Source organism: Thioclava sp. FR2, assembly GCF_051200875.1.
Lineage (GTDB): Bacteria > Pseudomonadota > Alphaproteobacteria > Rhodobacterales > Rhodobacteraceae > Pseudotabrizicola.
In genome coordinates this window covers 3,036,842-3,062,321 of the sequence record NZ_CP195191.1, presented here as the reverse complement: position 1 = coordinate 3,062,321, position 25,480 = coordinate 3,036,842, and the positions used below count along the sequence as shown (strand labels likewise).

At 57.4% G+C, this 25,480-nt stretch carries 26 protein-coding genes and 1 tRNA gene; 11 read left to right on the top strand and 16 right to left on the bottom strand.

Annotated features, from left to right (window positions below; all coding sequences use genetic code 11):
* Positions 1-4: 4 nt before the first annotated feature.
* Entirely contained in the window at positions 5-127 is a 123-nt protein-coding gene (locus tag ACSBLW_RS14685; RefSeq protein ID WP_435257351.1) for a hypothetical protein, read from the bottom strand.
* Positions 128-236: 109 nt separating this feature from the next.
* The gene (gene argH, locus ACSBLW_RS14680) at positions 237-1,640 is read right to left on the bottom strand and encodes an argininosuccinate lyase (protein WP_435257350.1); all 1,404 of its coding nucleotides are present in this window, start codon (positions 1,638-1,640) and stop codon (positions 237-239) included.
* Positions 1,641-1,662: 22 nt separating this feature from the next.
* On the opposite strand from argH, the gene ACSBLW_RS14675 reads away from it, so the two are divergent.
* Positions 1,663-2,211 (top strand): TlpA family protein disulfide reductase, encoded by a 549-nt coding sequence (locus ACSBLW_RS14675; protein WP_435257349.1) that lies wholly within the window; start codon positions 1,663-1,665, stop codon positions 2,209-2,211.
* Positions 2,212-2,223: 12 nt separating this feature from the next.
* Here the strand turns inward: ACSBLW_RS14675 and fliP are convergent, their stop codons facing one another.
* From fliP to fliF, 4 genes are read right to left on the bottom strand one after another with little or no spacing between them, the layout of a single operon-like run.
* On the bottom strand, positions 2,224-2,958 hold the full coding sequence (gene fliP, locus ACSBLW_RS14670) for a flagellar type III secretion system pore protein FliP (protein WP_435257348.1): 735 nt from the start codon (positions 2,956-2,958) through the stop codon (positions 2,224-2,226).
* Between the two features lie 7 nt (positions 2,959-2,965).
* The gene (locus ACSBLW_RS14665) at positions 2,966-3,235 is read right to left on the bottom strand and encodes a FliM/FliN family flagellar motor switch protein (protein WP_435257347.1); all 270 of its coding nucleotides are present in this window, start codon (positions 3,233-3,235) and stop codon (positions 2,966-2,968) included.
* A complete protein-coding gene (locus ACSBLW_RS14660; protein WP_435257346.1) occupies positions 3,228-3,818 on the bottom strand; it encodes a flagellar biosynthesis protein in 591 nt (196 codons plus the stop codon). Before ACSBLW_RS14660 ends, ACSBLW_RS14665 begins: the two co-directional genes overlap by 8 nt.
* A complete protein-coding gene (gene fliF, locus ACSBLW_RS14655) occupies positions 3,818-5,425 on the bottom strand; it encodes a flagellar basal-body MS-ring/collar protein FliF (protein WP_435257345.1) in 1,608 nt (535 codons plus the stop codon). Before fliF ends, ACSBLW_RS14660 begins: the two co-directional genes overlap by 1 nt.
* 118 nt (positions 5,426-5,543) lie before the next feature.
* Between fliF and ACSBLW_RS14650 the strand changes: the two genes are divergently transcribed.
* From ACSBLW_RS14650 to ACSBLW_RS14620, 7 genes are all read left to right on the top strand, one after another.
* Positions 5,544-6,023 (top strand): flagellar basal body-associated FliL family protein, encoded by a 480-nt coding sequence (locus tag ACSBLW_RS14650; RefSeq protein ID WP_435257344.1) that lies wholly within the window; start codon positions 5,544-5,546, stop codon positions 6,021-6,023.
* A gap of 11 nt (positions 6,024-6,034) precedes the next feature.
* The gene (locus tag ACSBLW_RS14645) at positions 6,035-6,415 is read left to right on the top strand and encodes a DUF6468 domain-containing protein (RefSeq protein ID WP_435257343.1); all 381 of its coding nucleotides are present in this window, start codon (positions 6,035-6,037) and stop codon (positions 6,413-6,415) included.
* On the top strand, positions 6,412-6,981 hold the full coding sequence (locus tag ACSBLW_RS14640; protein WP_435257342.1) for a MotE family protein: 570 nt from the start codon (positions 6,412-6,414) through the stop codon (positions 6,979-6,981). The genes ACSBLW_RS14645 and ACSBLW_RS14640 overlap by 4 nt, the downstream gene beginning before the upstream one ends.
* A gap of 47 nt (positions 6,982-7,028) precedes the next feature.
* The gene (motA, locus tag ACSBLW_RS14635) at positions 7,029-7,898 is read left to right on the top strand and encodes a flagellar motor stator protein MotA (RefSeq protein WP_435257341.1); all 870 of its coding nucleotides are present in this window, start codon (positions 7,029-7,031) and stop codon (positions 7,896-7,898) included.
* Complete coding sequence (locus tag ACSBLW_RS14630; protein ID WP_435257340.1) at positions 7,895-9,997, top strand: hypothetical protein; 2,103 nt, start codon at positions 7,895-7,897, stop codon at positions 9,995-9,997. The genes motA and ACSBLW_RS14630 overlap by 4 nt, the downstream gene beginning before the upstream one ends.
* A 144-nt stretch (positions 9,998-10,141) precedes the next feature.
* Positions 10,142-10,942 (top strand): lytic murein transglycosylase, encoded by an 801-nt coding sequence (locus ACSBLW_RS14625; RefSeq protein WP_435257339.1) that lies wholly within the window; start codon positions 10,142-10,144, stop codon positions 10,940-10,942.
* Between the two features lie 54 nt (positions 10,943-10,996).
* A tRNA-Glu gene (locus ACSBLW_RS14620) sits at positions 10,997-11,071 on the top strand.
* 127 nt (positions 11,072-11,198) lie between these two features.
* Here the strand turns inward: ACSBLW_RS14620 and ACSBLW_RS14615 are convergent.
* Genes ACSBLW_RS14615 through ACSBLW_RS14600 form a run of 4 tightly spaced genes read right to left on the bottom strand, consistent with a single transcriptional unit; the run spans position 11,199 to position 14,616 of the window.
* Positions 11,199-12,257, bottom strand: coding sequence for a 4-oxalomesaconate tautomerase (locus ACSBLW_RS14615; RefSeq protein ID WP_435257338.1), 1,059 nt, complete (start codon positions 12,255-12,257; stop codon positions 11,199-11,201).
* Positions 12,250-12,921, bottom strand: coding sequence for a 4-carboxy-4-hydroxy-2-oxoadipate aldolase/oxaloacetate decarboxylase (locus ACSBLW_RS14610; protein WP_435257337.1), 672 nt, complete (start codon positions 12,919-12,921; stop codon positions 12,250-12,252). Before ACSBLW_RS14610 ends, ACSBLW_RS14615 begins: the two co-directional genes overlap by 8 nt.
* Position 12,922: 1 nt before the next feature.
* Positions 12,923-13,867 (bottom strand): VOC family protein, encoded by a 945-nt coding sequence (locus tag ACSBLW_RS14605; RefSeq protein ID WP_435257336.1) that lies wholly within the window; start codon positions 13,865-13,867, stop codon positions 12,923-12,925.
* A gap of 14 nt (positions 13,868-13,881) precedes the next feature.
* Complete coding sequence (locus ACSBLW_RS14600) at positions 13,882-14,616, bottom strand: PIG-L deacetylase family protein (protein WP_435257335.1); 735 nt, start codon at positions 14,614-14,616, stop codon at positions 13,882-13,884.
* Positions 14,617-14,772: 156 nt separating this feature from the next.
* Between ACSBLW_RS14600 and ACSBLW_RS14595 the strand changes: the two genes are divergently transcribed.
* The 3 genes from ACSBLW_RS14595 to ACSBLW_RS14585 all read left to right on the top strand — a co-directional run bounded on the left by ACSBLW_RS14595 (position 14,773) and on the right by ACSBLW_RS14585 (position 18,998).
* Complete coding sequence (locus tag ACSBLW_RS14595; protein ID WP_435257334.1) at positions 14,773-15,645, top strand: DUF1932 domain-containing protein; 873 nt, start codon at positions 14,773-14,775, stop codon at positions 15,643-15,645.
* 148 nt (positions 15,646-15,793) lie between these two features.
* Positions 15,794-18,322, top strand: coding sequence for a cation-translocating P-type ATPase (locus tag ACSBLW_RS14590; protein ID WP_435257333.1), 2,529 nt, complete (start codon positions 15,794-15,796; stop codon positions 18,320-18,322).
* Positions 18,323-18,425: 103 nt separating this feature from the next.
* Positions 18,426-18,998: a DUF4202 domain-containing protein gene (locus ACSBLW_RS14585; RefSeq protein ID WP_435257332.1), complete on the top strand. Its 573-nt coding sequence runs from the start codon at positions 18,426-18,428 to the stop codon at positions 18,996-18,998.
* A 47-nt stretch (positions 18,999-19,045) separates the two neighbouring features.
* Here the strand turns inward: ACSBLW_RS14585 and ACSBLW_RS14580 are convergent, their stop codons facing one another.
* From ACSBLW_RS14580 to ACSBLW_RS14555, 6 genes are all read right to left on the bottom strand, one after another.
* On the bottom strand, positions 19,046-19,501 hold the full coding sequence (locus ACSBLW_RS14580; RefSeq protein WP_435257331.1) for a CoxG family protein: 456 nt from the start codon (positions 19,499-19,501) through the stop codon (positions 19,046-19,048).
* 10 nt (positions 19,502-19,511) lie between these two features.
* Entirely contained in the window at positions 19,512-20,468 is a 957-nt protein-coding gene (locus tag ACSBLW_RS14575; protein WP_435257330.1) for an XdhC family protein, read from the bottom strand.
* Between the two features lie 5 nt (positions 20,469-20,473).
* On the bottom strand, positions 20,474-21,217 hold the full coding sequence (locus ACSBLW_RS14570; RefSeq protein WP_435257329.1) for a vWA domain-containing protein: 744 nt from the start codon (positions 21,215-21,217) through the stop codon (positions 20,474-20,476).
* A 428-nt stretch (positions 21,218-21,645) separates the two neighbouring features.
* A complete protein-coding gene (locus tag ACSBLW_RS14565; protein WP_435257328.1) occupies positions 21,646-22,524 on the bottom strand; it encodes an AAA family ATPase in 879 nt (292 codons plus the stop codon).
* A 44-nt stretch (positions 22,525-22,568) separates the two neighbouring features.
* Positions 22,569-24,989, bottom strand: coding sequence for an aerobic carbon-monoxide dehydrogenase large subunit (locus tag ACSBLW_RS14560; RefSeq protein WP_435257327.1), 2,421 nt, complete (start codon positions 24,987-24,989; stop codon positions 22,569-22,571).
* Positions 24,986-25,477: a (2Fe-2S)-binding protein gene (locus ACSBLW_RS14555; RefSeq protein ID WP_435257326.1), complete on the bottom strand. Its 492-nt coding sequence runs from the start codon at positions 25,475-25,477 to the stop codon at positions 24,986-24,988. Before ACSBLW_RS14555 ends, ACSBLW_RS14560 begins: the two co-directional genes overlap by 4 nt.
* Positions 25,478-25,480 lie beyond the last annotated feature (3 nt).

The window sequence follows — 25,480 nt, the reverse complement described above, 5'->3', positions numbered from 1 at the left end:
AGTCTTAGTTTTCGATCACGACCCCGACTTGGGCGTCACCTGAAATGGTGGCGCCCGGCGTTTCGGGGGCTCCGTCAGCGCCACATGCGGCGAGGGCCAGGAGAGTGATCAACAGGGTATAACGCATTTGCACACCTTTTAAAAAATGAAGACAAACGGGCCGTCACGGGCCCGTGTGGCATTTGATGCGCTGATCCCTGTTGCGACGCAAGGCCCCTGCGATCACGCTTTGCAGATCAGCCGAGAAGCTGTTTCCAGCGGACAATCTGGCTGCGCACCTGATCCGGCGCCGTGCCGCCATAGGATTGGCGCGAGCGGACCGAGTTTTCGACGCCAAGGACGTCAAAGACATCGGCGCGGATACCGGCATGGACGGATTGCATATCGGCCAAGGTCAGGTCGGGCAGGTCGATGCCTTTCGACTCTGCCATGGCGACCAGTGTTCCGGTGACATGGTGCGCGTCACGGAACGGCAGGTTCAATTCGCGCACCAGCCAATCGGCCAGATCAGTGGCGGTCGAGAACCCGCTGGCCGCAGCGGTGGCAAGGCTTTCACGGTTGGCTGTCATGTCGCTGACCATCCCGGTCATGGCCGCAAGGCCCAGCATCAGGTTGTCGGCGGCGTCAAAGACCTGCTCTTTGTCTTCCTGCATGTCCTTGGAATAGGTCAGCGCCAGACCCTTCATGATGGTGAAAAGCGCGACCGTTGCGCCAAGGATGCGGCCCAGTTTGGCGCGCAGAAGTTCGGCGGCATCGGGGTTTTTCTTTTGCGGCATGATCGAGCTGCCGGTTGTCCATTTGTCCGACAGGCGGACAAAGCGGAATTGGGCCGAGGACCAGATCACCAGTTCCTCGGCGAAACGCGACAGGTGCATGGCGCAGATCGAGGAGGCCGAGAGGAATTCCAGCGCGAAATCGCGGTCCGAAACCGAGTCGAGGCTGTTGGCCGTGGGGCGGTCAAAGCCCAGCGCCGCGGCAGTGGCGTGGCGGTCGATGGGGAAGGAGGTGCCAGCCAAAGCGGCCGCGCCCAGCGGGCATTCGTTCATCCGGCGGCGGGCATCTTCAAAGCGCGAGCGGTCGCGGGCGAACATTTCGACATAGGCCATCATGTGATGGCCCCATGTGACGGGCTGCGCGGTTTGCAGATGGGTAAAACCCGGCATCACCCAGTCAGCGCCCTGTTCGGCCTGTGCGAGGAAGGCCTTGATCAGTGCGGTCAGGCCATTGATTGCCGCATCGCACTGGTCGCGGACCCAGAGCCGGAAATCGACGGCAACCTGGTCATTGCGGCTGCGCGCGGTGTGCAGGCGGCCGGCCGGTTCGCCGATGATTTCCTTCAGCCGTGCTTCGACATTCATGTGAATGTCTTCCAGTTCGACCCGGAACGGGAAATTTCCCGTTTCAATCTCTGACAAGACGGTGAGCAGGCCTTTTCCGATGGCCTCAACATCCTTACTGCTTAGGATGCCCTGCGCGGCGAGCATCGCCGCATGGGCCCGCGAGCCTGCGATATCCTGCGCGTAGAGCCTGCGGTCGAACCCGATGGAGGCGTTGATCGCCTGCATGATGGCGTCCGGCCCCTCGGCGAAACGCCCGCCCCACATCTGGTTGGCGGATTGGGAATTGTCGGATGCGGTCATGACTGCGGCCTTCGGAGGTAACATGCTGCGGAAAACTCTTGCCGTCCTTTATACGGCCTTAGTCTTGGGTGCAAATGCGGCCCTTGCACAGGGGTCACCCGCAGAGTTGCGCGATGGCGACATGAAGAAGTTGGCGATCCATGAAACCCCTGTGGCCCTAGCCGAGGTGGTGTTGCTGGATGAAACCGATGCTGAGCGGTCATTGGCCGAGTTTCGCGGCAAATGGGTGGTTCTAAATTTCTGGGCAACATGGTGCGCGCCCTGCCGCAAGGAAATGCCGTCGCTTCAGCGCCTGCAGGAGGCGATGCCAGAGATTGCCGTGGTGCCGGTGGCAACGGGGCGCAATGCCGTGCCGGGGATCCAGAAGTTCTTCACTGAGGCGGAAATCACCAAATTGCCCATTCTGCGCGATCCGAAATCAGAGCTTGCGCGGTCTGCGGCTGTGATGGGTTTGCCGGTGACCCTGATCCTGAACCCCGAAGGCATGGAAGTGGCGCGCCTGATCGGTGATGCCGAATGGGACAGCGACAGTGCCAAGGCTGTCTTGACGGCTTTCCAGTTGGGACAGTGAACCCGCGCGCGGCTAAAGGTATGACCTGACAAGGGCAGAGGTCACAAGGCTCCACCCGTCGGCGACCACGAAAAAGGCAAGCTTGAAGGGAAGCGAGACCACCGCCGGGGGAACCATCATCATCCCCATCGACATCAGGACCGCAGCAACGACGAGATCTATCACAAGAAACGGCAAAAAGATCAGGAAACCCACCTGAAAAGCCAGCTTGATTTCACTTAGCATGAACGACGGGACCAGCACCGAAAGGGGGGCGTTTGCCGCGTCGATTTGCACCGCTTCGGGCCGCAAGGCCGCAAGCTGGGCAAAGGTATCCGGGTCGACGCGCAAGGCCATGAAGGCCCGGAACGGGGCCGTGATCAGCGGAAGGGCTGCACCAATATCTATCTCTTCGCGGCTGAGAGGGCCGATCCCATTGGCCCATGCCTCGGTAAAAACCGGGTCCATGACATACCATGTCAAGAACATCGCAAGACTGACGATCAGCATATTCGGCGGCGCCTGCTGTAACCCCATGCCCTGCCGCAGGATGGAGAGGACGGTGACGATGAAGGGAAAACAGGTGACCATGATCGCCAGCCCCGGCGCGAGGCTGAGAACCGTCAGGATCAGGATCAGTTGAATGCTGCGAGACGACAGGGACGGCCCATCGCCCAGATCAATGCTCATCTGTTGCGCCAGCACGCCCCCCGGCAGCAAGGCCAGGACGAGCGCCAGCGCCATGGCCGACACGATAATGCGCTTCATGATTGGCCTATAGACCAGACTGCAAATCGGCCACCTCGATCAAACGCACCGCAAGTTGGCCTGCGCGATCGCCTTCCAGTTCGTGCAACTCACCCCGTGCGATCAAACGGTCGCCGATATAAAGCTCGACCGGGTCTTCGACGCGTCGGTCCAGCGGAAGAATGGCATCTTCGGCTAGCGTCAGAAGGTCTTTCACCAATGGTCGCGCCCGACCGACCGAGATTGTGATTTCGATCGGAACCTGGGCGAAGGGGTTCTTTTCGGCTGACCTATCCATGGGTTTCCTCCCGTTCCGAATAGTCAAAGAAATCATGCACTGCGCGGATCACTTCTGCGGCCGCGCCGTCGAGATCAATTTTCAGTTCCGATTTGCCAAGCCGGACATAGACTTGGCCTTCGCCCAAAGTCGGCTCTTCCTCGATTTCCAGCGTCATCCCCGCGGCCTGCGTCAAAAGCCTTTCTACAGCGGGGCGGGATTCCGGATTGATCAGGATCTGGATGGGTTGGTCCAAGGTTTCGTCGATCAAGGGCATCAGCGCATCGAGGACAACCGGCGCAATTGCCTCTCTTGCTACCTCGGGCAAAAGCTTTGTCGTCACCTCGACCAGAACCGGCTTGATTGACCGCAAGAGTTGGGCGCGCGCCTCCTGATAGGTGAAGGACATGTGCTGGAGATTGTTGGCGAATTCGGCCGAAATCTTGCCCTCTTCGGCAGAGGTTGCGGCCAGCGCATCTTCCCAACCCGCCGAATAGCCGGTTTCATAGGATTGCAGGCGCGCTTCTTCGATTTCGGCCGATTGGAGGACAACCGTATCGGAGACTGCGGTAGGCGTTTCGAACACTTCAAGTCGAAGAACCATCAGACCCGATCCTCTTGCTGCTCAAGCCAGCCGCGCAGAATTTCAACCGATTCTGCTTGGCGCGCGTCAATCAGGCGCTTGAGCCGGGCGACAGGGTCGGCCGGATCCCCCGCACCGTCACGCGACCGGTCAAGCGTGACCATAGACATCCCGGGCGCATCGTCGTCCTCGGCGATTTCGCCCGTAAGAGCCGTGGCCGAGGCAGCGGCATTCGGAGCAGGCATCGGCAAGGCCGCGCGTGCATTGCCCAAGTCTGCCGGTTGTCTGCGCGCCTGAAGAAGCAGCGGCCGCATGACAAAGAGACCCAGACCAAGAACCACAAGGGCAAGGAAGGACAGCTGGACAAGGGACATCAGATTGACCGGGCCAACCATCGACAAAAGCCCTGCCTCTGCGGCGCTGCCGAGTGGGGCCATGGCCTGAAATTCAAGCGATTTAAGGGTGAGGACGTCCCCCCTCGACTCATCAACCCCGGCAGCGGCAAAGACCAGTTCCCGCAGATCAGAGAGTTCCTGATCAGATCGCGGTTGCCAAGTCGTTGCACCATCCGCCACCGTAGCAACCGTTCCGTCAACCAAAACTGCAATGGTCATGCGCTTGATCGAACCCGGTTCTTTCACGATCTCCCGTTGCGTTTGCGAGACGTCGAAATTGACCCTTTCACGGCTGGTCGTGCTTTGGCTGGTGCCTTGGCCCGACGACGCGGCATCCCCGTCGGGCAGGTTCGAGGCAACGGTAATATCCCCCGCGGGCTGAGTCGCATTTTCCGAACGGCTTTCGTTTTCCGACGAAACGGCCACGCGACCTTGCGGGTCGAACACCCGCTCGGTGATCGCCTCGCGATCGCGGACGAATTCAAGGCTAACCTCGACGACGGCCCGGCCCGGGCCAACGCGGGCCTCAAGCAAACGCTCCAGATTGTGCTTCAGGGCCTCGGCCTTACCTAGGGGATCCTGCTGACCAGACACCTCCCCCATTGGCGACACAATTCCAGCCACCGAATCGATCACCGTGACATCTGCCGGGGTCAATTGACCCACCGCACTGGCTAGCAGATGGCGCAGAGCTTCGGCCTGTTCGCGCGTCACTGACCCCGTGGCCATCGTGACGGTGATGCTGGCCGACAGCTTGGATGAGCGAAGAAAGGCATTCGAATTCTGCGCGGCGATGTGGACCCGCGCCATCCGCACATTCGGCATGGCAAGAGCCGTGCGCGCAAGCTCTCCCTCTTTCGCGCGCCAATAGGCAGCATCGAACATTTGCGACGTGGTCCCGAAACCAGAAAGCCCGTCGAGCAATTCGTACCCCTGCCCACCTGTCGATGGCAGGCCTTGTGCCGCCAATTGCATGCGAAGAGAATCGCGTGCGGTTGCGGGCACATAGATCGCGTCACCCCGCACCTCATAGGGCGTTGCCGCCTGATCGAGTGCTGCGATCACCTGCCCGGCAGCATGGGAATCAAGACCTGCATAAAGAAGGCTGCTTTCCGCCTCTGCACCCAGGCGGGAAAGGGCCAGGATTCCGACGAATACACCCAATGTGGCACCGCCAAGAATCAGGCGGCGTGCCAAGCTGAGGCGCCCCAACAGTTTCAGAAGATCGTTCACCCTCACCTCCGTCCCGAAGCATTCTGCCCCGCTGTTCGAAGGAATGAAGGACGCGTCTTAACAATCGGTTAGTGACCTTCGATCTATTTTTGTTCTGCACCGAAGATCGAGGTTCAGAATGACAGATGTAACGGCACAGACGGCCCCGCCCCCCAAGATCGGCAAGAAATCCACTCTTCTTGGGCTGCTGGGCGCCGTGATCCTTGGGGCTGGCGGATTTGCGGTCACTTACCTTGGGCTTATCCCTCTTCCCGGCGTTGGTTCCAAGGAAGACAGCCACAGTGTCGCACCGCTGCCGGATGTCGGCTTCGTGGCGCTGGATCCGCTGACAGTTTCCTTGGGGACGTCATCGACGGCACGCCACTTGCGATTCGCGGCACAGCTGGAAACCGCCCAACCATACGCTGACGAAGTGCGCCAGATGGCACCGCGGATTCTGGACGTTTTGAACAGCTACCTTCGCGCCGTTGAAGTGGCGCAACTGGAAGACCCTGCCATGCTTTCAAGGCTGAAGGCGCAGATGCTCCGGCGCATTCAGATTGTCACCGGAGAAGGGCGGGTGACCGATCTTCTCATTTCGGAATTCGTTCTTAATTGACTGGGCCCATCATGACGTTGATCGCAGATTTCCTTGTGGCTGCCGGTGGCTTTGCGGCGGCTTTCTATTGCTATCTCTTGTCGCGTCGGCTGAAGCGTTTCACCACGCTTGAATCGGGGATGGGAAGCGCCATCGCTGTCCTTTCCGCCCAGGTTGACGATATGACCGCAGCCCTCGCCCGGGCGAAAACATCGGCAGAACGGTCAGAAGGTTCCCTTGAGACGCAGGTGAGACGCGCTGAAGCGGCGGCGGCCCGTTTGGAGATCATGCTTGCGTCAATGCACGACATTCAAACGCAGCCCTTGCCGCAAGATCCTGAATTTGATGATGAAAGGCGTGTGCGCTTCGTCCGCAGGCGGTTTGATAGGCAAGCGCAGCGGGTGGCCGAATGAGCAAGCTTGGGCTTCCCAGATCAATTGGCCCTCTGACGCTGATCGCCCTTCTCTTTGCGCTTTCGGCCGCCTTACGGATCAACCACGGAATTGGCGCAGCGATGGCATTGCAGGCGTCGCCGTCTAAGGAAGAAAGTCCGGGGCCGCTTCACTGCCCAGAACCTCCGGAAAGACTGGCAGAGGCACTCAAGCGAAGGGACGCAGAGGTAACAACGCGAGAGGCCTCGCTGAAGGACAGGATCGCAGCATTGCAGCTGTCAGAAGCGGTGATAGCCCGAAGGCTGGACGAGTTAAGGGAAGCCGAGGCCTCTTTACGGGCGACCCTAGCCATTGCTGACGGTGCTGCCGAAAATGACCTGCTGCGTCTGACTGCCGTTTATGAGGCGATGAAGCCTGTCGATGCGGCAAAACTGTTTGGCACCATGGCCCCAGAATTTGCCGCAGGCTTTTTGGGGCGGATGCGCCCAGATGCGGCAGCGGCCATCATGTCGGGTATGGAACCCGATAAGGCCTATTCGATCAGCGTCCTTGTCGCTGGACGAAATGCCTTGGCGCCCAAGGAGTAGAAATTGGCGAAAGTTTTTCGGTCGAAGGACAGTTACGGGGGCAGGTCATGTTGGGATTGATCGGAATTGGCGTCATTTTCGCGATGGTGTTTGGCGGATACCTCCTTGCAGGCGGCAAACTGGGCATCATCCTCAAATCGCTTCCCTTCGAATTCATGATGATCGGAGGGGCAGCCACCGGCGCCTTCTTGATTTCGAATGATTCCCACGGCCTGCGACAGACCGCAAGGGATGTGGGGAAAGTGTTCAAAGGCCCGAAATGGAAGCCCGCCGATTACCGCGATCTCTTGTGCCTTTTGTTTGAGCTGATCCGACTGGCCCGGAGCAACCCCGTCGGGCTTGAGGAGCACATCGAGGCACCGTCCAACTCCTCCATCTTTGGGCGCTACCCGAAGATCCAATCGGATCACGAAGCTGTCGATCTGATCTGCGACACGATGCGTGCCGCGTCGATGAACTATGATGATCCGCATCAGGTCGAGGAGGTTCTCGACAAGCGCATGGAAACCAATCGGCATCATGCGCTGCACTCAAGCCATGCGCTACAATCCATGGCCGATGCCTTACCAGCGCTGGGAATCGTTGCAGCGGTGCTTGGCGTGATCAAGACCATGGGTTCCATTGATCAGCCCCCGGAAGTCTTGGGAAAGATGATTGGCGGCGCCCTCGTCGGCACGTTTCTAGGCGTTTTTCTGGCTTATGGCTTGGTTGGGCCTTTTGCCAACAAGGTGCGCGCAGTTGTCGAAGAGGACGATCATTTTTACCAGCTGATCCGAGAAGTACTGGTCGCAAACCTGCACCAGCATCCCGCCAATATCTGTATCGAGGTGGGGCGCCAAAACACGCCGAATGGTGTCAGACCCAGCTTCACCGAAATCGAGGAATCTCTGCGCAGCCTGAAGCAGGAGGCAGCATGAGAATTCTGCTCTTTGTGTTTGCCATACTTGCGGCACCGGCCTCTGCCCAGGTCGTCGTGAAAACCGGTGAACATGGCGCATTCACCAGACTCGTCCTGCAGTTCAACGGAAAGCCGAATGTGGCCTTCGGACGAACGGAGACCGGATACGAACTCGCCATCACGGAAGGCAATCCGGCCTATGATTTGACCCGGGTGTTCCAATTGATTGGGCGGCAAAGGCTGAAATCCATTTGGGCGGACCCCCGTTCCGGCAACTTGATCCTTGGGATCGGATGCGCCTGCCATGCCGTGATGGAGGCCGCGGCCAATGGCCTGATCGTCATCGACATTCACGATGGCGCGGCACCGCCCGCTTCCGTGTTTGAAACAACTTTGGCTGGGTCCGCTCTGCCTCCCCTCGGCACGATCCAAACGCTTCGCCCCCGCGCGCGACCGCATCAAAGGACTGAAAGCACCTATCAATGGACAACGATGGAGCGCAGTCTTCCGCTGTCCACCCGTGAAGGGTCTGCCGAAAGCCCGCTGATCTCCTCTTTACAGCTGCAAGACCTTCGCCAACGACTTGCGAAAAGCATTGATGCTGCAAGTGCAACGGGGATTGTTGAACTTCGCCCGCCTGAACACACTCCGTCTGACCCGAAGAATTTGGAGACAGACAGGCAACTGAACCTGCATATCGGGCCTGTTCCAGCTTTGTCAGATGAGGGGCAACTCTGCCGACCCGAAGACCATGTTGCCATTCCCCAATGGCATACAGAAGGGTCTCCGGCGGAAGCTCTTGCAAAATCCCGGAATGCAATTCTGGGAGAATTCGATCTGGTCGATCAACCCGCCTTGCTTGCCGCCGTTCGCACACATCTCTACTTTGGTTTCGGGGCAGAAGCGCGCAACCTTATTGAAAGTTTCGGCCTGTCTTCAGACTCGACGGACATTTTGGTGGCTATTTCACAGATCCTCGACGGTCATCCAGTCGGAGAAAACCCGTTTGCAGACCAGACCAGTTGCAAAGGCCAGTTGGCACTTTGGGCTCTGGCAGCATTGCCGGGTGACGCAAACGCCTTGAATGTGGATGCGAATAGCGTTGTGCAGGCCTTCATGGCCTTACCCGTGCACCTGCAAACCAGTCTCGCATCAGATTTATCCGCCAAGCTGATTGCGGCGAACAAACTTGAGAGTGCAGATCTGATTGCCTCAACCCTCTCTCGCGCCATGCCCCCCGCCAAAGACAGCGCTGCATTGGTTGCGACCGAGATTTCATTGGCAAAGCACGATCTGGACGGCGCCCAGCATCACATTGACTCCGTAACCGCGCATACCAACCTGAAAACGTTGATCTTGAAGGCAGAAACGGCTTTCCGAAAGAAGCAATCGATAGGTGTCGATTTCCTGACAGAACTGGAGGCGCTTTATTTTGTTGAAGCTAGAGGGCCGGATGGTCCTGCCCTTACCCGTGCACTGGCCGTGACCCGCGCATTGGAGGGCGAGTTTGAGGCTGCCCTGTCTCTTGCAAATCTGGACCCGGAAACAGTTCGCGATGTTTGGGGTCTCCTTGCCGAAAAAGGTGGCGATGGCCTGCTGCTCACCATGGCGTCGCAGACGAACCCATCAGATCGACTGGCGGTGACATCCGCAGACCGCGCTTTGATCTTTGACCGTTTGCTCAGTTTGGGATTGCCCACATTGGCAGAAGATTGGGTCGACCCGGCGGCTGCCTCGAACGAGATGCAAGCCAGACTTGCCCTTTCTCAGCGTGATGGAAGGCGGGCACTCGATATTCTGGTTGGCGTCGAAAGCCCGTCTTTATCGGACCTTCGTGCGGAGGCCTTGGCGGCGTTGAACAAGCACGAGGATCTTGCACTTTTGCTGGCGGCCATGGGCCAAGACGAAGAAGCGATGCGGGTGAAACGCTGGACGGGAGAATGGAGCGAAGTCGCCCTTCAGGGAGAAGATCCGTGGTCACGGCTGGCACAGTCCGCGACCCGAGAAGTGCCACGATCAGACGGCCCCTCAATTGCACAATCAAAAAATGCGGCGGAAGGCACGGCCGCAGACCTAGAGGACATCGCCAGCCTGTTGCAGCAAACGACGTTGAATTAGCGCAGTGACATTGCGCCCTGTCTCAGCGTTCATTCTGACGGTGAACCAAAGGCGTCCAGCGGAATTGCGAAGTGCAGAAAGCTAGCACTTGATTGAATATCTGCAGGCCTTACACTCTGACCCATCATGTGACCGGAGTTTTAAATGTTCGCATTTCGTCTGACTGCATTGACTTTGGCTGCTGCAATCCTCGCTTCACCAAGCTTGGCAGCATTTTGCTCCGATACTGGCGGAAAATACGAAGCTTGGAAGGCTGAGTTTGCAGCGGAAGCAAAAGCAGAGGGCGTCCGCGAACGCGGTATCGCAGCGCTTATGGGTTCCTCATATTCCAAGGCCACCATTGCCGCGGACCGCAATCAGAAAAGCTTCAAATACACCTTTGAAAAATTCATGCAGGTGCGTGGCGGTGAAACGATCGCAAAACAAGGACGGTCTCGAAAAGCCAAGAACGCGTCTCTCTACGCATCGCTGGAAAGCAAATATGGCGTCCCAGCGGGTGTGCTAATCGCCATCCACGGCATGGAAACCGGTTTTGGCTCTTTCATGGGCGATACGAACGTGGTCTCGGCCATCGCGACGCTGGCTTACGACTGCCGCCGGTCAGATTTTTTCCGGCCGCATCTGATCGGCGCGTTGAAATTGGTGGATCAGGGAACCATCACGTCCAAGACAGTGGGCGCAAAGCATGGAGAGCTTGGGCACACCCAATTCTTGCCCGGAAACGCGTTGGCATATGGCGTGGACGGAAATGGCGACGGCCGAGTAGACTTAAGCAACCAGACTGATGCCTTGGCGACAACCGCCAATTATCTACGGAAAAAAGGCTGGAAAGCTGGAAAGGGCTACCAACAGGGAGAGCCCAATTTTGCCGTGATCAAGGAATGGAATGCGGCAACGGTGTATCAGCAAGCCATCGCCGTCATCGGAAAAAAAATCGACGGCTGACGAAGCGTTCCACTCTTGCAGTGCGCGCCGGGCTAGGCTAATGAGCCGCCCAGTGGCCCGTTCGTCTATCGGTTAGGACGTCAGGTTTTCAACCTGAAAAGAGGGGTTCGACTCCCCTACGGGCTGCCACTTTCCAACATTGCGTAAAGAATAAAATGCCATAGCACTTGGTGGCATTCGCCTTACAGGATCTGGTCTGAATACTTGCTTGGGCATTTCAGCCTACCTGTTGGGCTAGCGGCAAGGCACTGCCAGCCTAAACCGACGGAAAGACCATCCCATCCATCAGTTTCCGGGCTGTTCGCAAAGTACCTGCTCCAAGAATTCTCCCACTCGGGTCTTGATCCAGAAGAACCTCGGCCACACCCGACGGATGCTCAATAAGAAAGCGTCCGTCCTTCGGCATGCTTGAAAGCCGCTGTGCCGGACCGTCAGGCAAAGTGCAGGCGGTCGCGACCGAAACGGCGGCAAAGACACCGATGCTGGCATGGGCGCGGTGCGGTATGAAACTTTGTGTCCGGATCGCGCCGCCATTGGTCGGCGCTGAAACGAGCGTCATCTTGGGCACCGATTTTTCAGTGACATCGCCCAGACCCATCAACGGACCGGCCTGCAGCCGAATCTTTTCGACAAGTCTCCGGAGGTCACCCATGCCTTCCAGTGTCTCACGCCCCTCTTCCCCCGTCAGGCCAAAATCCGATGCGGCCATCACGACGCAGGGCATACCGTTGTCAATCAGCGTGCAAGCTATGCCATCAATGACATCGACCGGATTGCCCGTGGGCAAAAGGGCACCGCACATGGACCCTTCGATGCCCTGAAACATCAATGGAATGGCGGCATGAGTTCCGGGAACACCGTCAATCGCTGCATTACCGCGATAGCTGACCTTCCCGGCCGGCGTTGCCACCCGGGCCAAGGCGACCTCTCCGGTATTGACCATATGAATCCGAACAGGCGTTTCTTCGCCTTTCACGGTCACCATTCCGCGCTCGATCGCGGCTGGACCTACCCCAGCCAGAATATTGCCGCAGCCCTGCGCGTCGCTTACCAAGGACTGGTCAACGAAGACTTGCAGGAACAGGTAGTCCACATCCGCATCTGGCCGCGACGAAGGGGAAAGGATTGCAACCTTTGAGGTCAGAGGGTCTCCTCCTCCGATCCCGTCAATTTGTCGTGGGTCCGGGCTGCCCATGATGCGTAGAAGCAACTCGTTGCGGGCAATGGGGTCAACGGGCAAGTCACGGGCAAGAAAGTAAGCCCCCTTCGACGTACCCCCACGCATCCACAGACAGGGAATACCTGTCTCAGACATACTTCAGGCCCTTCTCGGCAAGTCGCGGACGCATGTCATAGATATCCAGCCCCAACTCACCCGCAGCCAATCGCTTGCGTTTCGCCTCTTCTGCAGCAAGTCGCTTTTCGGCAGCCGCGAGCACTGTCGCTGCTTCGGATTGCGTGACAACGACCACACCATCGTCATCGGCCACAATCACATCGCCGGGATGAATGGCCTGGCCTGCGCAGACGATCGGAACGTTCACATCGCCCAAGGTTTCCTTGACTGTGCCCTGCGCAGAGATAGCCTTTGACCAGACCGGAAAGCCCATCACTTTCAAATCGCGAATGTCACGGACACCCGCATCAATCACCAATCCACGGCACCCGCGGGCCATGGCCGAGGTTGCCAGCAAATCGCCGAAATAGCCGTTGTCGCAGGGTGACGTTGGAGCAACCACAAGGATATCTCCGTCCTGCAATTGTTCGATCGCCACATGCAGCATCCAGTTGTCACCGGGAGGCGCACTGATGGTCACGGCCGATCCAGCGATTTGTGCGCCAGAATAGATTGGGCGCATATGGGCGGCCAAGCACCCCCGTCGCCCCTGCGCTTCGTGCACGGTGGCTACGCCCGCCCGCGCCAGTCCTTCGATCACGGACCGCTCGGCGCGGGGTATGTTTTGCACCACGATCGGCATGTCAGTGGTCCTTCTTTACCGGAGGCGTGCCATGGGTATGGAAAGTCTCGATGGTTTTCAGTCCCCAAGCCTGACCCTTTTTCCGTTCCGTTTCGGTCCAGACCACCGTTTCCCAATCGGGATCAAGGATCAGCCGCGCACCAGCGTTTGCAAGTTCGATCCGATTGCCGGCCGGTTCCCAGACATAAAGAAAGAAGGTGCCTTGAATGGCGTGCTTATGGGGCCCGGTTTCGATGTGCACGCCGTTTTGCAGAAAGATATCGGCAGCGCGCAGAATATCTTCGCGCTGATCGGTGGCATAAGTAACGTGGTGTAGACGCCCGACACCGCCGCCATGTTCCTCGGTACAAGCCAGATCGTAAGTCTTGTTATTCACGGTAAACCAGCAGCCGCCGATGCGCCCGTTGTCTAGCTGGATAATCTCGGTGACCTTAGAGCCGAGACAGGTTTCCATAAAACGTCGGAATTCCCCTACATCCGAAGACAAGAGATTGAGGTGATCAATCCGGCGTGGTGGGGCACCGCTAAAGGCGCTGGCAGTGTTCTTGAGCGCGGGCGCATCGGCCCCCTGCCCTTTGGGCTTTTTCGTTTCCCAGTAAAGCTCAAATACATGACCAAAGGGGTCTTCAAATCGGAAAGCCCGGCCATGGCCTAGATCACCATCGACCCAGCCCAGAACCTTGTATCCGCTCGCCATGATCGCAGCAGCGCGGCGCTCCAGTGCCTCGGAAGATGACACTCGATAGCCGATATGCGCGACCCCGGTCGTGTGATGGCGCGTGAGTTTCAGGCTGTGGAACTCGTAATCGTCCCAAGCGCGCAGATAGGCCGAAGACTCGTCTTGGCCCATTAGTTTCAGGCCATAGACCCGGGTAAAGAAATCAAGGCTCTGATCGAACTTGTCGGTGTAAATCTCGACATGGCCCAGATGTGCGACGTCACCCATAGCAGCCTCCATTCTTAGAGTTCATCCACGGTGCGTGGAAAGATCGACTGGAACCCTTCGGCGTATTTGCAGTCACGTCCGCCGGACTGGCCGCCCGAATTGCGTGTGAAATGGTTTGCCCGGTTCTGCGCGACGCGGGTGTAGAAATCCCAAAGGTGCTCTTGGCCTTCCATACATTCGATGGCCGCGCGTTTCTTGGACCACACGGGCGTGATGTCGAGGAATGTATCGGGTTTCCAGCCCATCTGTTCGGTCTGGTGAGGTTCAAACAGGTAAAGTTGCGGCGCCCCAAGCACCTTTTGCCCCGGATTGTGACCCCAAGCCTGCGCGGTCGATCGACATTCAAGAACCACCTGCGTCGTAAGCATATGGTCGGTGTTATAGGGGTCATATTGTGAATGGCTGAGCAGGAAGGATGGCTGCACCGCACGCATGACATCTACCAAACGGTCTTTGGCGTCTCGCGTGAATTCCAAAGGATAATCGCCCATGTCAAAAGCGATCAGGTCATGCACCCCTAATGCCTCGGCGGCCCGTTCGGCCTCGGCCTTTCTGACATCTTTGACCTTTTGCAATGTCATTCCGGGCTGCTTCCATAACTTCGCGCTCTCTCCGCGCTCACCAAAGGAGAGGCAAACAACCGTTACCCGGTAGCCCTGTTCCGAATGCAAAGCGATTGCCCCCCCGCAGCGCCACACAAAATCGGCAGCATGAGCAGAAATAACGAGCGCAGTCTTGGCGTCGGTCATGAAGTAACTCCGTATTTTATCGGCCGCAGCCTGCAGAACGTGAGCACTGTCCGCCAATGAAAAGAAGGGGACGATGCATAAATTCAAGCTATAACGGCTATTCAAATCGGCGCTTCTGCGGCACCCTTTGTGGCACCGGATTTCGAGAGGTTTCGAATGGTTGCGAACAAGATCGCCCTGATTGGATTTGGAGAGGCCGCGCGCGCCTTCGCCGAGGGCTGGGGCTCGATGCGCCCGTCAAACTTGGCGGTTAGCGATCTGAGACACGATCAAGAAATTCAGGATGCGGCCACGTCACATGGTGCGAGCTTTTCATCAAACAAGGCCGAGGCGCTGGCCGACGCGCAGGTTGTCTTTTGCCTTGTGACAGCAGATAAATCCCTGAACGCGGCAAAGCAGTCTGCCCCATTCCTTTCGCCCGGCGTTCTTTGGCTTGACGGAAACTCCTGCGCGCCAGACACCAAGAAAAGGGCAGGAGCCATCATCGAAGCTGCCGGAGGTGCCTATGTTGACATGGCGATCATGGCCCCTGTGCATCCGAAAAAACACCGTGTCCCGATTTTGCTTTCTGGCCCTCACGCACTGGAAGCTCAGCAAGTTTTGGCAACGCTTGGCATGTCAGGTGCTGTCATGGGCTTAGAGATTGGCCGCGCATCAATCATAAAGATGCTGCGTTCCGTCATGATCAAAGGGCTGGAAGCGCTGAGTGCCGAATGCTTTCTGGCTGCGCGCGCCGCTGGGGTAGAAGCGGAAGTCCTCAGCTCACTGCAAGCATCTGACCCCGGATTCAATTGGGCTGCGCGCGGCGCTTACAATCTTGAACGAATGATTGTGCACGGCGGTCGTCGAGCCGCAGAGATGAACGAGGTTGCACAAACGGTGGCTGATCTGGGGCTTTCGCCTGACATGTCTCGTGCAACTCTGGAATGGCAGGCGCGGATTGCCGCCCTGAAACTGAACCCGGGCGAAGACAATCTGGGTGAGCGGGCTAACAGCATTCTTGGGGGCCTGAAGAGCTTGGGCAATTAGCGGTGCCCTCAGTTTTCTGGACACTTGCCTTGTTCTTCTTAGCGGCTCGTAAAATGGGTCGTATTATGTCGCGTTGAAAGAATAGAACCAATCCGACACCATGCTAAGGCATTGAAAGTGCGGTCTTGGTGCAGCGACAGAGGATGACATGGCAGATGACAGCGGCCTGTCCGGCTTAAGCTCTGCGGAAGCAGAACGCCGTTTGGCGGCCAATGGCGCAAACGAATTGCCTGCAGAAAATCGTCGCACGGCCACGGGAATACTTTTAGACGTCATCAAAGAACCCATGCTGGCGCTCTTGCTGGGGGGTGGGCTTATCTATGGGCTCATCGGCGAGTTGCGGGATGCCGCGGTCTTGATGGCCTTTGCATGCCTTTCTGTCCTGATCACCGTGATACAGGAGTTGAGAAGCGAAAAGGTTTTGGCGGCGCTGAAGGATCTAAGCAGCCCGCGAGCCTTGGTGATCCGCGACGGGCAAAGGCAACGCATTGCAGGTAGGGATGTTGTCCTCGGCGACGTCATCGTTCTGTCGGAAGGGGACCGCGTTCCCGCTGATGCGCGGCTGTCGATGGCGCAGGACTTGCGGATAGATGAGTCAATCCTGACCGGTGAAGCTGTTGCGGTATCCAAGTCAGCGACACCGTTAGATGTAGAGGTGGATTATTCACCACCCGGCGGTGATCAACTTCCATTCGTCTATTCAGGCACATTGGTCGTTCGAGGAAAGGGGCTGGCCACAGTCACAGCAACGGCCACGGATACTGAAATCGGACGGATTGGGTCATCACTGGCTGGGTTGGCAACTGAAACCCCACGGCTTTATGCACAGACAAGGCAAATTGTGGTCTTGTTCATGATTGTCGGACTTGCTGTCAGCTTGCTGGTTGGCGGCCTTTACTACTACATTTTGAATGATTGGCTGGATGCTATTCTGGCATCCATCGCGATCAGCATGTCGATGCTACCCGAAGAGTTTCCGGTTGTACTTGCCATCTTCATGGCTATGGGCGCTTGGCGACTATCAAAGGCCCGGGTTCTGACGCGGCGAGCAGCGGCGATCGAAACGCTGGGCGCTGCAACCGTTCTTTGTACCGACAAGACCGGCACATTGACCGAAAACCGGATGGCCATAAGACAAGTCCGACTTCCGGGAGGCACGATTTACAACACAGCAGGGTCGACCGAACCTGACGATGAAATTCGCAAAGTGCTGAGGGCAGGCGTTTTTGCCTGTGACCCGGAACCTAGCGATCCCATGGAGCGGGCCTTTTTCGAAAGTTGGCCTCAACTTATTGCCAGAGAAGAAATGGCTTTGGTCCACAGCTACGGACTTCGCCCTGAACTATTAGCCATGACGCAGGTATGGCGGCTTTCCCGTGACCCGAAACAGCTTTTCCTTGCCGCAAAAGGGGCACCTGAAGCGATAGCCGACCTATGCGGTTTGCCGGAGGAAGCCCGGCGATCGATGGCAAAATCCGTGGACCAGATGGCTGCCGACGGATTGCGCGTTCTGGGCATTGCGGCGGGAACAGCTGCTGGGGAACTTCCAGAAGAACAGAAAGACCTGAGCGTCACATTTCTGGGGCTAATCGGACTCGCGGACCCTCTTCGAGGATCTGTTCCCAAAGCTGTCGCCGAATGTCGGCAAGCCGGAATAGCGGTCAAAATGATCACCGGCGACTATCCCCTGACAGCATTGGCAATTGCTCGGGAAGCAGGTCTAGCCGGCAACGCACCGATAAGCGGACAAGAACTTAATGCGCTGGACGATGCGTCGCTTCGCAAACGCTTACTGGAATGCGATGTTTTCGCGCGCATTATGCCCGAGCAGAAACTGCGTATTGTGAATGCGCTGAAGTCTGAAAACCACGTCGTTGCCATGACCGGTGACGGCGTGAATGACGCTCCGTCGCTGAAAAGCGCGCATATCGGAATAGCAATGGGCGGTCGCGGCACTGATGTGGCACGCGAAGCATCTGCTATCGTTCTTTTGGACGATGATTTCGGTTCAATTCTGCAGGCCATCAAACTGGGAAGACGCATTTACGACAACTTGCAGAAAGCCGTGTCCTTTATTTTCGCGGTCCATGTTCCCATTGCGGGTTTGGCCATCATGCCGCTTCTCTTCGGTTTTCCGATCATCTTGGGGCCAATACACATCGCCTTTCTGGAGTTGGTCATTGACCCTGTCTGCACACTTGTCTTCGAAGCTGAAGACGAAGAGGACGACATCATGAAGCGCCCTCCTCGCGACCCGGACGAGCGACTATTCTCTGGTCAACTTCTGGGATGGAGTCTCACTCAGGGGATCGCGTCTTTCATTACCGTGGCGGCGGTTCTGTTCTATGGCGCGCATATCGGGATGACAGAAGACGTGCTGCGCGGGCTGACCTTCATTTCGCTGATCGCAGTCATCGTTGCCTTGATTTTCGTTAACCGTTCGTTCAAGGCGTCCCTGTGGACGGCCATAAGGCGCCCGAAACCCGCACTCCTGATCGTTCTTACCGCTGTTGCGATCTTGTTGGTGCTGATCCTCACATGGCCCGCCGCACAAGACATCTTCCGGTTTGGCCCACTGCCAACGGAATGGTTGGGCGTGCCACTTGGATCGGGATTAGTGCTATTACTGGCACTAGAAATCCTTAAGCCGCTCTGGCAGAACAAGCGGAAAAGTTAACCTGAAAGACAAGATCTCTTTCGCCAACTCAGAATGGGGATCGTTTCGAGATGACCCGACGCCTCCTGGGCTTGCTGGGGGTTGCTTCAAAAGGACGAACGTTTTGAACAGGCTACAAAATGCCTTTGAAAAGATTGACGCAGCCAACCGCGCAGATCCAAACATAGAAAACGGGCTTCCCGCCGCGTTCCTTTATGGTCAGCGCATGACAATTGAACTTTCGCGCCTTGTGCCAAGCGCAAGTGAAGTTCTCCAAATTGCGGCACGCGGTCAGCATATCGAGCGTTGGCTTTTGCCACGCACAGATTATCCCGCTGGAAAAGAAGGCTATTTTGCATGGCGGCGCGAACAGGGACGCAGACATGCCGTTCGCGTTGCCGAGATCATGGCTTCCGTTGGCTATCCAACGGCTGATCAAGAGCGTGTCGGAGTTCTCTTACGAAAAGAAGGCATCAAGCGAGACAGCGAAGTTCAGACCCTCGAAGATGTCGTCTGTTTTGTCTTCATTCGCTGGTATTTCGCCCCGTTCGCGGAAGGACGCGGCTTGGACGAAAACCTTGACATTGTCCGCAAGACAGCGCGCAAAATGTCGGATCAAGCGCGGCTTAGAGCGATCAAGGAGTTTGATCTGCCGGAGCACCTCGCTGACGCTATTCGCCCAAAGCAGGGCGACTAGCATCAGCGATCATTTGAATAACCCGCATTTTTGCGGGCCACGGGAACTCAGGATGTGGCCGCTTCTTCGCTAAGCACCTTCTGCAATTCTTCAAAGAAGGAAGCCGCAAGCTTCTTTGCCGTCCCTTGGATCAATCGGGATCCCAGTTGTGCAAGCTTGCCACCGATGTCGGCTTTTGCGTCATAGCGCAGAAGGGTCTCGCTGCCCCGATCCTCCAGAAACACTTCGGCCCCACCCTTTGCGAAGCCCGCTACACCGCCGCTGCCTTCACCTTGCAATGAAAACTTTTCAGGTGGGTTTTCTGGGTTCAACAATACTTTGCCGGCAAAGCGCGCTTTGACCGGGCCGACTTTCAAGACGACCTTCGCTTCAAGCTCGGTGTCAGAGTGCTTTACCAGTTCCTCACAACCGGGAATGCAACGACGCAAAATCTCGGGATCTTGCAACGCGTTATACACGCGGTCACGGGGTGCGGGGATAACCAATTCGTCGGAAAGATCCATGAGAGTTCCTTTAGCAGCAGGGAAGTTTAACGCTTGCCATGATGGCGGATTGTTCTGAAGTCAGTGGTGGGAATAGTCGTCGCCAAAAGCCTTGCGGTGATTTGGTTTCGTCCGTGATCTTGGTCTCGGCGCGATTGTAGTTCTCTGTTTCCGGGGCTTGATCGCCTTCGCGGCCTGCTGATCTGCGCAAAAGCGTGATTTCGGCCAAGATTGAAAGGGCGATTTCCTCGGGGCCAATCGCATGAATATCCAGCCCGGCAGGTGCCTTGACACGACCAATAGCCGCTTGCCCAATTCCTGTCGCTGTCAGTTTTTCTGCAAGTGACTGAAACTTCCTTCGCGATCCGACAAAGGCGATGTGATCCGCCCCGGACGACAATGCAGCACGCAACCCGGCTTCGTCACCCTTTCCCTGAGTGGCGACGACGATAAACCTTTGACCGGCAGGCAGCGCTTCGATCGCATAGCCATCTTGGACCCGGTCGGCAGGCCCTTCTACAAGGCCTGGGGCCGCAAGCGTGCGAAAGTAATCGAAGCGCCCCCCCAGGTCTGCCAGTGCCAAGGCTACGGGGCCTGACCCGAAAATCACCAGATGGGGCCTTGGCAGAACCGGCTCGATAAAGATGTCCATCGACCCCTTTGAAGGGCAACCATTTTTCGCAAACCGAACACCATGTCTCTCGTCACCGGGTGCCACCCCTTCGGCAGCAAGCAGTTCTTCAGGGCGTAGAGAAATGAATTGCGGCTCGCGGCGCGCAATTGCGGTTGCTCCGGCGCAGCCAACCGCGGCGCGGGCACAACCACCGCCGATCCAACCCTCGACGATCGTACCATCTGGAAGGACAATCGCCTTCGCACCCGGTTTCGCACTGGTTGCATCCACAGTGCGGACAACCGTCGCCACTGCAAAAGTTGCGCCTTTGGCCCGCAAATCGGACAGAGTGGCTTCAAACTTTTCGACGGCCATCAAGGTCATAATCTTGCAAGCTCCGTTTCAAGGGAAAGGAGATCATCCAGCGTTGCCGCAGGGGCAAAAAGATCAAGATAGGGCATGGCAGCTGCCATTCCGGCGGCAACTGGTTCATACCCTCGCCAACCCTTCAAAGGGTTTAGCCAAATGATTCGGCAGCCCCGTTTCGAGAGTTTCTGCATGGCTGCAGCCAAAGCATCCGAGGGGGCAGAGTCATAACCGTCAGACAAAATGATCACAACCGACCGCCCGCTCACGAAGCGACGCGCGTAGGTCTTTGAAAATTGCGTCAGCGCGGCGCCAATCCTGCTGCCGCCGCCAAATCCGTCGGCCAGCAAGGTGATCCGGTTCAAAGCGCGAAACGGGTCATCGTCACGCAACGCTTCGGTCACCCGGACAAGGCGGGTGTGGAAAAGATACGCGTCGCCCAAAGGGTCAGAGCGCATCAATCCCGCCAGAAAAGCCAAGAACGGCCGAGCGTAAAGCGTCATCGAACCTGAGACATCAACCAAGGCCGCGATCCGAACCGGGCGGTCCGGGCGCTTGCGAAAGGCAAGGCGTATTGGCTCTCCGCCTGTCGCAAGCGAAGCACGGATCGTCCGCCGCAGATCTACCTGACCTCGATGACGCGACGCTACCTTTCTCCGGGAACGACGGTCACGCAGCGCAGCCCCCAAACGATAGGCGACACGCTCTGCCTCCTGAATGTCTTCCGCACTAACGACTTCGCGCAGGTCCTTTTTCATCAGGTTCCGTACTGTCGAAGCGATCAAACGCCCTTCCCCACCGCTTTCGCAATCACCCTCCCTGCGAGCTTCAGGCGCATCGGCTTTGCCGCCCCCGTTACTGCTTTGCCCGTTCGCTGTTCGGGTATTCCCTGTATTAGACGAGTTTCCTGATGGAACAGCCTTGGTTCGAACCCTGCCTCCGTTTCGCCAATAACTATCGAAAACCGCATCGAACCGCGTCCAATCTTCGACAGACCCGCAAGCCACGGCCTTTAGTGCCCGCCGCACTGAGCCTTCATCCACATCTATCGCAGACAAAGCGCAGAGGGCCGTTTCCGTTTCGGCTACTCCTAGCCGAAATCCGTTTTCCCGCAGATGCGCCATGAAACCAACGACCCTAGCCGTGCAGCCTTCGTCTCGCGCGGCAAATCTTGTGACGGCTCCTCTCATGCGGCTTTCCCCGCCAGACGCTGCGCGATTTCGGTTGTGATATTCCCACGATCTGCCTGAGTCTTAAGCAGAGTGGCCAAAGCCGCCTGTAAAATCGCGGGATCATCCGATAAGTCACCCACGCCCAAACCCGCCAAGGCAGCTGCGAAATCCAGCATTTCTGCAATGCCGGGCTTTTTCTCCAGCTCCTCTTTGCGCAGTGACTGCACAAAGGAAATGATTTGAACGGCCAAAGTATCCGCTATTTCCGGGCAACGCGCCTTAAGGATCCGAAGTTCGGTCTGACGGTCTGGATAATCGACATGGGCGTAAAGGCAGCGCCGCCGCAACGCATCTGACAGGTCGCGCGTCCCGTTTGCGGTCAGCACCACCATGGGTCGGGTCACGGCCTTGACCGTACCCAACTCTGGAATTGAGATCTGAAAATCTGACAAGACCTCGAGCAGATAGGCCTCGAATTCCTCATCAGCGCGGTCGATTTCATCAATCAGCAAAACTGGCGCCACCGATTGGCGTATGGCGCGCAAGAGAGGACGTTCCAGCAGATAATCTTCCGAGAAAAGCCGAGCCTCGACAGCACTGCCAGTCTCACCGGATTCCGCATGGGCGCGAATGGCCAGAAGTTGCCGGGGGTAGTTCCATTCGTAGATGGCCTGCGCGGCATCAAGCCCGTCGTAGCATTGCAACCGGATCAACTCGCAACCCTTCCATTCAGCGAGCGCGCGGGCCACTTCGGTTTTGCCGACGCCTGCCGCACCTTCCAGCAGAAGCGGTCGGCCAAGGGCCAGCGACAGGTGCAGCGCCATCGCCAAATCAGGTGATGCGACATAGCCTTGGGCGCTAAGCCCAGTCTCTATTTCGGTTACATTTGTCATTGTTACGACGGGGCGACCGTAGCCAGCCGCCCCATTCCTTTCCCTTAGCCATGCAATCCCAGATCACGGGCAATCTTCCAGATGCGCCAGTGGTCATGGGGCATATGGCTCTGCCGTAGACCAAAGGCCCGGAAGGCGTCGTGCACCGCATTTGAAAACGCTGGAACCGATCCGACATTCGGGCTTTCGCCAACCCCTTTTGCGCCGATCGGATGATGCGGTGAGGGCGTTTCTGTGTGATCGGTCGTGTAATGTGGCGTCTCCCATGCAGTTGGCAGGAAGAAGTCCATCAGCGTGCCAGTCTTGACGTTTCCGATCTCGTCATAGGCAATTTCCTGCCCCATCGCGATGGCATAGCCCTCTGTCGCGCCGCCATGGACTTGGCCTTCGATGACCATCGGATTGATCCGGGTGCCGCAATCGTCGAGCGCATAGAACTGGCGCACCTCATGCTCGCCCGTATCAACGTCAATCTCCATGACGGCGATATAGGCACCAAAGGGATAGGTCATGTTTGGCGGGTCGTAATAGCTGACCGCCTCTAATCCCGGTTCTAACCCTGGAATGGCCTGATTATAGGCTGCATAGGCGATTTCCTTCATGGTCTTGAACCGTTCAGGTGCGCCTTTGACGACAAACCGGTCAACGTCCCATTCCAGATCGCCGTCATGAACTTCTAGCAAATAGGCCGCGATCATCTGTGCCTTGGCGCGGATCTTCCGGCCGCAAAGTGCTGTCGCCGCACCCGCAACCGGCGTTGACCGCGACCCATAGGTACCAAGTCCATAGGGTGCCGTGTCGGTATCGCCTTCTTCGACCGTGATACTGTCGGCGGAAAGACCGATCTCGCTGGCAATGATCTGGGCAAAGGTCGTGGCATGGGCCTGACCTTGGCTGATCGTGCCGAGCCGCGCGATGGCTGACCCAGTGGGGTGAACGCGAATTTCGCAGCTGTCGAACATTCCCATCCCAAGGATATCGCAGTTCTTCACTGGGCCGGCACCGACGATTTCTGTGAAGTGCGTCAGCCCAATGCCAAGCAGTTTGCGCGTCTTACCCGCCTTGAAATCCTCGATCCGCTGCGCCTGCTCGGCGCGCAGGGCTTTGTAATTCACAGCATCCAGTGCCTTTTCCCATGCCGTGTGATAGTCCCCTGAGTCGTATTCCCAGCCCAGCGCTGACTGATAAGGGAACTGGTCCTTGCGGATAAAGTTCTTGGCGCGCAGTTCAGCCGCATCCATCCCCAGTTCAATCGCCAGAACCTCAATCATCCGTTCGATGAAGTAGGCCGCTTCTGTCACGCGGAACGAACAGCGATAGGCCACACCCCCCGGAGCCTTGTTGGTATAGACCCCGTCAACACCGACATAGGCAACCGGAATGTCGTAGGAACCGGTGCAAATGTGGAAGAAGCCAGCGGGAAATTTGGTGGGGTCAGCACAGGCATCAAAGGCACCGTGATCGGCAGTCACATGGCAGTGCAGGCCTGTGATCTTGCCTTCCTTGGTGGCTGAGATTCGGCCCTTCATCCAGTAGTCGCGGGCGAAGGCGGTGGCCATCAGATTGTCCATCCGATCCTCGATCCACTTTACTGGCTTGCCAGTCACAATCGAGGCGACAATGGCGCAGACATAACCCGGATAAACGCCAACCTTGTTGCCAAAGCCGCCGCCGATATCAGGGCTAATCACGCGGATGTTGTGTTCTTCAATTCCAGAAAGAAGGCTGGCAACAGTGCGCACCACATGCGGGGCTTGGAAAGTGCCCCATACGGTCAGCTTGCCGTTGACCTTGTCCATGCTGGCCACGGTTCCGCAGGTTTCCAAGGGGCATGGATGCGTCCGGTGATAATAAACCATCTCCTCGGCCACGACTTCGGACGCGTCAATGGCTTCTTCGGTGGCTTCCTTGTCGCCCGTTTCCCACAAAAAGATGTGATTGTGATGGCGGCGTGCGCCATGCGCACCTGAAGTTTGCCCGGCCAAGTCTTCCCTAAGCACTGCGGCGTCGGGTTCCATAGCTTTGAACGGGTCCGTGATCACGGGGAGTTCTTCGTACTCCACTTCGACAAGTTCGATGGCATCGGCGGCGATATACCGGTCGGTCGCCACCACAAAAGCAACTTCCTGTCCTTGGAACAGAACCTTTCCATCTGCCAAGACCATCTGCTTGTCGCCTGCAAGTGTTGGCATCCAGTGCAGGTTCAGGGGCGCCAGATCGGCCGCCGTCAACACCGCGAGCACGCCGGGAATGGCCTTGGCCGCATCGGCATTGATCGATTTCACGCGAGCATGTGCATAGGGGCTGCGGACAAAGTCGCCAAAAAGCATGCCGGGCAGTTTGATGTCATCTACATAGTTGCCCTTGCCTTGCGTAAAGCGCACATCTTCCACACGCTTGCGGCTGTGGCCAAGGCCCTTTAGCTTTTCGATCCGCTCTTCGCGGCTGGGGGTCAGGTCGTTCATTCTGCCGCCTCCTTCGCCTTCATTTCGCTGGCCGCAGCCAGAATGGCTTTGACGATGTTCTGATACCCGGTGCAGCGGCATAGATTCCCTGCCATGCCAAAGCGCACCTCCTCTTCGGTTGGATCCGGATTTTCCTGAAGCAGCCGATGTGCACGCGTGATCATACCGGGCGTGCAATAGCCGCACTGAAGGCCGTGATGTTCACGGAACATCTGTTGTAGCACATGCAGCCCATCTGGGCTTCCCAAGCCCTCAATAGTGGTAATGTTGGCACCATCAGCTTGGGCCACGAACACCGTGCAAGCTTTGACGGACTTTCCGTTCATATCCACGGTGCAGGCTCCACAATGGCTGGTTTCGCAACCAATATGGGGGCCGGTGATCCCCAATCTTTCACGCAGTGTGTGGATCAACAGTTCGCGGGGTTCGGCCAGAATATCATGCGCCTCACCGTTCACGGTCAGGCTGATTTGCATCTTCTTTCCCATCTC

What these genes read in the sequence shown, in the direction of transcription:
- ACSBLW_RS14675 (WP_435257349.1), top strand. Translation starts at nt 1,663, where the DNA reads ATGCTGCGGAAAACTCTTGCCGTCCTTTATACGGCCTTAGTCTTGGGT.
- ACSBLW_RS14580 (WP_435257331.1), bottom strand. Translation starts at nt 19,501, where the DNA reads ATGGATCTTTCCGACGAATTGGTTATCCCCGCACCCCGTGACCGCGTG.
- ACSBLW_RS14565 (WP_435257328.1), bottom strand. Translation starts at nt 22,524, where the DNA reads ATGACAAATGTAACCGAAATAGAGACTGGGCTTAGCGCCCAAGGCTAT.
- ACSBLW_RS14685 (WP_435257351.1), bottom strand. Translation starts at nt 127, where the DNA reads ATGCGTTATACCCTGTTGATCACTCTCCTGGCCCTCGCCGCATGTGGC.
- argH (WP_435257350.1), bottom strand. Translation starts at nt 1,640, where the DNA reads ATGACCGCATCCGACAATTCCCAATCCGCCAACCAGATGTGGGGCGGG.
- ACSBLW_RS14600 (WP_435257335.1), bottom strand. Translation starts at nt 14,616, where the DNA reads ATGACCGACGCCAAGACTGCGCTCGTTATTTCTGCTCATGCTGCCGAT.
- ACSBLW_RS14605 (WP_435257336.1), bottom strand. Translation starts at nt 13,867, where the DNA reads ATGGGTGACGTCGCACATCTGGGCCATGTCGAGATTTACACCGACAAG.
- fliP (WP_435257348.1), bottom strand. Translation starts at nt 2,958, where the DNA reads ATGAAGCGCATTATCGTGTCGGCCATGGCGCTGGCGCTCGTCCTGGCC.
- ACSBLW_RS14625 (WP_435257339.1), top strand. Translation starts at nt 10,142, where the DNA reads ATGTTCGCATTTCGTCTGACTGCATTGACTTTGGCTGCTGCAATCCTC.
- ACSBLW_RS14660 (WP_435257346.1), bottom strand. Translation starts at nt 3,818, where the DNA reads ATGGTTCTTCGACTTGAAGTGTTCGAAACGCCTACCGCAGTCTCCGAT.
- ACSBLW_RS14570 (WP_435257329.1), bottom strand. Translation starts at nt 21,217, where the DNA reads ATGAAAAAGGACCTGCGCGAAGTCGTTAGTGCGGAAGACATTCAGGAG.
- ACSBLW_RS14630 (WP_435257340.1), top strand. Translation starts at nt 7,895, where the DNA reads ATGAGAATTCTGCTCTTTGTGTTTGCCATACTTGCGGCACCGGCCTCT.
- ACSBLW_RS14595 (WP_435257334.1), top strand. Translation starts at nt 14,773, where the DNA reads ATGGTTGCGAACAAGATCGCCCTGATTGGATTTGGAGAGGCCGCGCGC.
- ACSBLW_RS14555 (WP_435257326.1), bottom strand. Translation starts at nt 25,477, where the DNA reads ATGGGAAAGAAGATGCAAATCAGCCTGACCGTGAACGGTGAGGCGCAT.
- ACSBLW_RS14665 (WP_435257347.1), bottom strand. Translation starts at nt 3,235, where the DNA reads ATGGATAGGTCAGCCGAAAAGAACCCCTTCGCCCAGGTTCCGATCGAA.
- ACSBLW_RS14575 (WP_435257330.1), bottom strand. Translation starts at nt 20,468, where the DNA reads ATGGCCGTCGAAAAGTTTGAAGCCACTCTGTCCGATTTGCGGGCCAAA.
- ACSBLW_RS14650 (WP_435257344.1), top strand. Translation starts at nt 5,544, where the DNA reads ATGACAGATGTAACGGCACAGACGGCCCCGCCCCCCAAGATCGGCAAG.
- ACSBLW_RS14610 (WP_435257337.1), bottom strand. Translation starts at nt 12,921, where the DNA reads ATGCCGATCGTGGTGCAAAACATACCCCGCGCCGAGCGGTCCGTGATC.
- motA (WP_435257341.1), top strand. Translation starts at nt 7,029, where the DNA reads ATGTTGGGATTGATCGGAATTGGCGTCATTTTCGCGATGGTGTTTGGC.
- ACSBLW_RS14590 (WP_435257333.1), top strand. Translation starts at nt 15,794, where the DNA reads ATGGCAGATGACAGCGGCCTGTCCGGCTTAAGCTCTGCGGAAGCAGAA.
- ACSBLW_RS14640 (WP_435257342.1), top strand. Translation starts at nt 6,412, where the DNA reads ATGAGCAAGCTTGGGCTTCCCAGATCAATTGGCCCTCTGACGCTGATC.
- ACSBLW_RS14645 (WP_435257343.1), top strand. Translation starts at nt 6,035, where the DNA reads ATGACGTTGATCGCAGATTTCCTTGTGGCTGCCGGTGGCTTTGCGGCG.
- ACSBLW_RS14560 (WP_435257327.1), bottom strand. Translation starts at nt 24,989, where the DNA reads ATGAACGACCTGACCCCCAGCCGCGAAGAGCGGATCGAAAAGCTAAAG.
- ACSBLW_RS14615 (WP_435257338.1), bottom strand. Translation starts at nt 12,257, where the DNA reads ATGTCTGAGACAGGTATTCCCTGTCTGTGGATGCGTGGGGGTACGTCG.